General features: G+C 46.9%; 6 protein-coding genes. 4 read left to right on the forward strand and 2 right to left on the reverse strand.

Features of this window, described 5'->3' with window-relative positions:
- Window positions 1-64: 64 nt before the first annotated feature.
- Window positions 65-1135, forward strand: a complete 1071-nt coding sequence (gene lptG / locus CAG65_RS11455; RefSeq protein ID WP_021706825.1) for an LPS export ABC transporter permease LptG — start codon at window positions 65-67, stop codon at window positions 1133-1135.
- Between the two features lie 47 nt (window positions 1136-1182).
- Here lptG and CAG65_RS11460 read toward each other — a convergent pair whose 3' ends face one another.
- On the reverse strand, window positions 1183-1659 hold the full coding sequence (locus tag CAG65_RS11460; protein WP_161453715.1) for an RDD family protein: 477 nt from the start codon (window positions 1657-1659) through the stop codon (window positions 1183-1185).
- A gap of 107 nt (window positions 1660-1766) precedes the next feature.
- Entirely contained in the window at window positions 1767-3035 is a 1269-nt protein-coding gene (locus CAG65_RS11465; protein ID WP_161453716.1) for a DUF2254 domain-containing protein, read from the reverse strand.
- Between the two features lie 654 nt (window positions 3036-3689).
- Here CAG65_RS11465 and CAG65_RS11470 point away from each other — a divergent pair.
- The 3 genes from CAG65_RS11470 to CAG65_RS11480 form a co-directional block, all read left to right on the forward strand.
- Window positions 3690-4574, forward strand: a complete 885-nt coding sequence (locus CAG65_RS11470; RefSeq protein ID WP_161453717.1) for an ATP-binding protein — start codon at window positions 3690-3692, stop codon at window positions 4572-4574.
- A gap of 8 nt (window positions 4575-4582) precedes the next feature.
- Window positions 4583-4912: an STAS-like domain-containing protein gene (locus CAG65_RS11475; RefSeq protein WP_161453718.1), complete on the forward strand. Its 330-nt coding sequence runs from the start codon at window positions 4583-4585 to the stop codon at window positions 4910-4912.
- 4 nt (window positions 4913-4916) lie between these two features.
- Window positions 4917-5179 (forward strand): hypothetical protein (locus CAG65_RS11480; RefSeq protein ID WP_161453719.1); only part of this gene is annotated, 263 nt, incomplete at its 3' end.

Here is a 5179-nt window from a genome sequence, read left to right on the forward strand (position 1 = left end):
GTGTGGCAATGAGACGATTCAAAGATAAATTACGACAGAAGAAACTGAAAAAGGCAGCCTAACAGTGTTTAAAATTCTGGATCTTTACATTGGTCGAACCATTGTTGCGACCACGTCACTGGTTTTGGTGACCTTTGTCGGTCTGTCGGCCATCATTAAATACGTCGAGCAACTGCGTAAAGTTGGACAAGGCACCTACGATTTACTGCAGGCACTGTTTTTCGTGGTGTTGAGTATTCCTCGTGATGTCGAAATGTTTTTCCCAATGGCCGCTCTGCTGGGAGCGTTGATCGGGCTTGGGATGTTGGCGTCCAGCTCAGAGCTGGTGGTGATGCAGGCGGCAGGGTATTCCAAACTTAATATTGGTATGTCGGTGCTGAAAACCGCGGTGCCGCTGATGATTTTTGTCACCTTGCTTGGCGAATGGGGCGCACCACAAGCGCAGAAAATGGCGCGTGATTTACGGGCATTTGCCACTTCGGGTGGTAGCCTGATGTCGGTCCGGACCGGGGTTTGGGCGCGTGATGCCAATGATTTTATCTTCATTGGTAAAGTGGATGAAAACAAAATTCACAACCTGAATATGTGGCGTTTTGATAAGAATAAAGATTTGTTCAGCGTTATATACGCCCGCGAGGCGGATTACATTGGTGACAATCAGTGGGAAATGAAGCATGTTCAGCTGACGGACATGACCGATGACATCGTGATCAGTAAAGAAAATTTACCGGAATACCGCTGGGTGACATCCCTGGCGCCCGATAAACTGGCGGTGGTGACCGTCAAACCGGAAGAGCTGTCGTTGTCAGGATTGTATGACTATGTCAGTTATCTGAAAGCGTCAGAACAGGACGCTTCCCGTTACGAGCTGGCGTTATGGCGGAAGATCACCTCGCCGTTTTCGATTGCCGTGATGATGTTGATGGCGCTGTCGTTTATCTTTGGTCCGTTACGTAGTGTAACCATGGGGGCGCGGATTCTGTCAGGGGTAATTGCCGGATTTACGTTTTACATTTCCAGCGAGTTCTTTGGTCCGCTAAGTTTGGTCTATGGCATTCCACCAGCATTGGGTGCGATTGCACCAAGTGTGGTGTTCTTGTGTATTGCCGTGATGCTCATGCGGCGCAAGCTGTAAATCGTCAAATAGAAAAGGAAGGCGCCAGCCTTCCTTTTTTGTATCGCTCAGTTGGCTTTGGGCAGAACCACGACCTGCGTTTTCGCCACCAGATCGTGCAGTCCGCGTTTTTTCGGGTCAACCAGCGCCATAATGTTCGCTAACCCGAAGCCCGCCACTGCCAGTCTCAGCACAGCCTGTCTCCAGCGGATCGCGCTGCCATCTTCGTTTTGGATTCGCAGTTTCCAGGCTCGCATCCCGAGCGTCTGTCCGGCTCGAGTCCAGAAGAAAATAAAGAAGTAGCACCCGGTTAATACCAGGTACAGACTGTACAGCGGGCTCCAGAGCGGATGATTCGTCAATAGATCGCTGACATCCACATAGTTGCCATAGGTGATAAGGCCCGCCGCGAACAAGGCTTCAAGGATCGCAATCACGATACCGCCCGCGATCATTTCAATCGCAATCACAATCAGCGCATCGTAAAACAGCGCCGCCAGACGGCGGAAAAAGCCCGCAGGTGGCAAGGTTTGAGAAGGGGTCATAAATTCGTGTCGTACCAGAAAATTTGAGCGTCAGAATATAGTGCTCATCAGAGGGAGAAAAGTGCCCGCGTTAAGTGACCGGTATTTATGTCGTGGCTATCACAGATTTACCCCCGCCGAGTCTGTGCTGTGATCTGGTGCGACAGTTCGGCAAGCAGGTGTTTCTCCTCTTCGGTGTAATGTTGAGGCAAGGCCAGTTCGAGGGCTTTTTCCGACAAGCGTAGCGCGGGCTGAGCGAAACGTGCTGGTTGCATACTCGCCAGCGCCAGCAACGATTTCTGCAAACGAATCTGAATGGGGAGTTGTTCACAACCATCATGAGCAATGGGCAGAAAAATATCATCAAACAGATCCTGGCTACTGAGCGCGGGTACATAGAGATGTGGGAACCGGATCGTTTGCGGCGGCTGATCTTGCAACTCCCCCCACAGTGCCAGCGCACGCACCGCTCGGCCCATTACATCAATCGCAGTACCGCTGTCATTAACCGCCGGTGACAGCGCCCGGGACGCAATCTCCGCCAGTACCACCAAACCGAAACGTGGATCCTGATCGTAGGAGCGTTCGCTGCGCACGCTGAAGGCAGAAAGCATGTCTTCGCTGTCGGGCGCTGAACCACAAATCCAGGCCAGCGGTTGTCCGAGGTACACAAAGCTGCCAGGTTGTCTGGCCAGATAAATTGTGCAGTCATGATGCTCGGCGAGGTCGTTGAGGTGACGCATATCGACGTGCTGAAGGTAGCCGATCGCCTCGCTGCACAAAGGGTGACTGTTTCGCGGCTTGTGCTCAGGGTGGCTCCAGGGGTGACCGCCCAACCAAGGTGCTGCCCCGCGTTTTTGGATCGCGTCACGCAGGGCCTGCTCCACTTTAGCGGTGGTTTCGTTGACCCGGCCCAACACCGAAAGGTGCTGTATCCAGCGTAGTAAAGTCAGGATGATCATCACGATGACCGCCATAGTGACGACAAACAGATAGATTCGTCCTTGTTGATGGTAGGCGCCAATGCCCAGTGCGATAATGCCAACCAGACTGAACAGAAACGAACCGAGAAATGTCGCCAGCGCATTTTGTGTGGTGCTGTCTTCCATCAGTAAACGCGTCGCTCTGGGGGTGACCCCCGCGCTGGCAGCGCTGTACGCGGAGACCATAATATTGAGCGAGAAAGTGGTCACAGCCAACATACTGGTCGCCAGAATATTGAGAATGTTTTCCAGCAGATCAATATTAACCGTCATCGCGGCGGGTAGGGTCAGCACCTGATTCAGAGCTAGCGATAGCAGGGCGGTCAGCACAGCCAATAAAGCAAACAGTGAGGTACGAAACCACAATTTACGCGTCATCTGATTCAGTAACCACTGCCACTTTGACACCGTCATTGGCGTACTCCTGTCAATTATTCGTTTTATCTCCAAGCGCTATCTGCTGAGAACGCTTTGTTTAGCTTAGATGAAACGTTTGGTAACTGTGTGATGCGGCGGGGAAAAGTGATAAGCGGCGACGGAAAAGGAGGCCAATGAGTGAGGAAATTCGAACTTATGGCGAAATTATCGGCAAACGAGTTGAAATCCTTGCTTTTCTTGTTGCGCACGCTCCGGAGTTACGTATAATGCCATCCATCGAAAGGCAATAGCCTCAAGATGCCGGTGTGGTGAAATTGGTATACACGACGGATTCAAAAAAAGTTTTAAATCAAGTCGTTACACTAAAAATAAAAGTTTTATCACCAAAGCATTGCTAAGAAGTCGCTAATTAAAGCGGCTTTTTTTATGTCTGTAATAAACTAAAGTCATACCGAACTATGGTGCATACATGGTTCATATCTAACCTATTCACTATCTTACCTAACCCAAGTAATACAACATTTTCTATTCCTAAACTTCCTATCAGCTCAGCATTACTAGCCTAAATTAAGCTCAAGAAACATGGTCAAATCATGGTGAGTTTACGTTGATCTAAGAGAAGTGTTTTGTTTGACAATTCAGTTGGTTAGTGTAGGTTGAGTTTGTGTTCTTCAGGGATGGGAATGTGATATGCAGCATTATGTAACTGAGTTTATTAAACATCGAGGGGTTGATGTCTTAAGTATTACGGCACCCGAAGTCTTGTGCGTATATGACGAAAAATACCGCGATGACTTTTTAGCAATGATTAAAACGATTGATAATGTAGCTAAAAATTACTCGAAAATATTGATTGACTTAACGTTCGTTCAATCATTTTCGGCATCTGGTGCTGTTGCTCTTTTTTCTGTAATTACATCAAACCAAATTGTGACAGGGTTTGATGATCTGTTTGTTTTTAAGATGCCAACTAAACAGTCCACGAGGAACTTAGTCTACAGAAGTGGTCTTTGGGATGCTATTCGACCAGGAGGAAAGCGAAAACTGGATCGACTATGGGATACAAACTCTAAATTCAGGAGTGGTTTTGATCCTGATAAGCATCTAGAACCTATGATTGATTCCTTAGACTTAAGCGTTGTACCAAAAAGGTTGAAAGAAGCGATCAACGAGGCTGTTCTTAATATAGTACAGCATGCATATGCAGAGACAGGCAGCATTCCTAGATGGTGGCAGTACGCTGCATTTAACTCCGATAAGTCACAGTTCATTTTTGTGATCTGTGACAGAGGATTGACTATCCCACGAAGCCTTAAGACTGTCTACGGAAATGATAGTAGTATTATCGAAAGAGCGATGACCTCTGGTGTATCCTCGACTGGCTTAAACTGGCGTGGTAAAGGTTCTGACAATATTAAAAAACCAGTTGAAAAAGATGAAAATGATATACTTATCGTTTTGAGTCGTTATGGTTTGTACAAATATGGTTCTCAGAATGCAATCCCAGAGTGTGCTGATATACCAACCCCATTTCCTGGAACCCTAGTCGCTTGGTGTTTCGACTTAACAAAGTGAGGATGAAAATGAGAATTGACATTGCTTTGGATTTCTCAGAAAAGCCTTTTGGGCGGTTTAAATCTGATGGCAAGTTTTCAGGCGAGCGTTTTCGCGATGAGTTCCTGATTCCAGCCTTTAACGAAGAACAGGGAAAAATTATTGTATACCTTGATGGTGTATCAAGAGGCTATGGCAGTAGCTTTTTGGAAGAAGCTTTCGCAGGTTTACTACGTAAGCAAATTACCTATGCCCAAGTGAAAGAGCGTTTAGTTATTGAAACCGCAGACGAGGATTACAGAGAAGAAATTTGGGATTATATCGAAGAACAATGGCATCGACAGTCGTTAAAGGTGTAGGTAGGTGACAGAGTCTGCTATTGCTAGCATCATTGTTAGCTTAATGATATTTATCATGTCAGCCATGTTAGTAATGGTTGGATGGGAAGTTATTTATAAAAATGGCAAAAAAATAGCCAGTCGCAATGAGATGTTTGCGAGAAAGTCTGCTGTTATGAATGAGCTATCCTTACTTACTAATGAAGCCGTTTCGTTTTGGGAGAATATGAACCTTACGGATAACGAATGTCTAATCAAAACCTCTGTATTTATAGCTAAAACTCAATC

The organism is Vibrio sp. V39_P1S14PM300 (genome assembly GCF_009904765.1).
Classification (GTDB): Bacteria; Pseudomonadota; Gammaproteobacteria; order Enterobacterales; family Vibrionaceae; genus Vibrio; species Vibrio proteolyticus.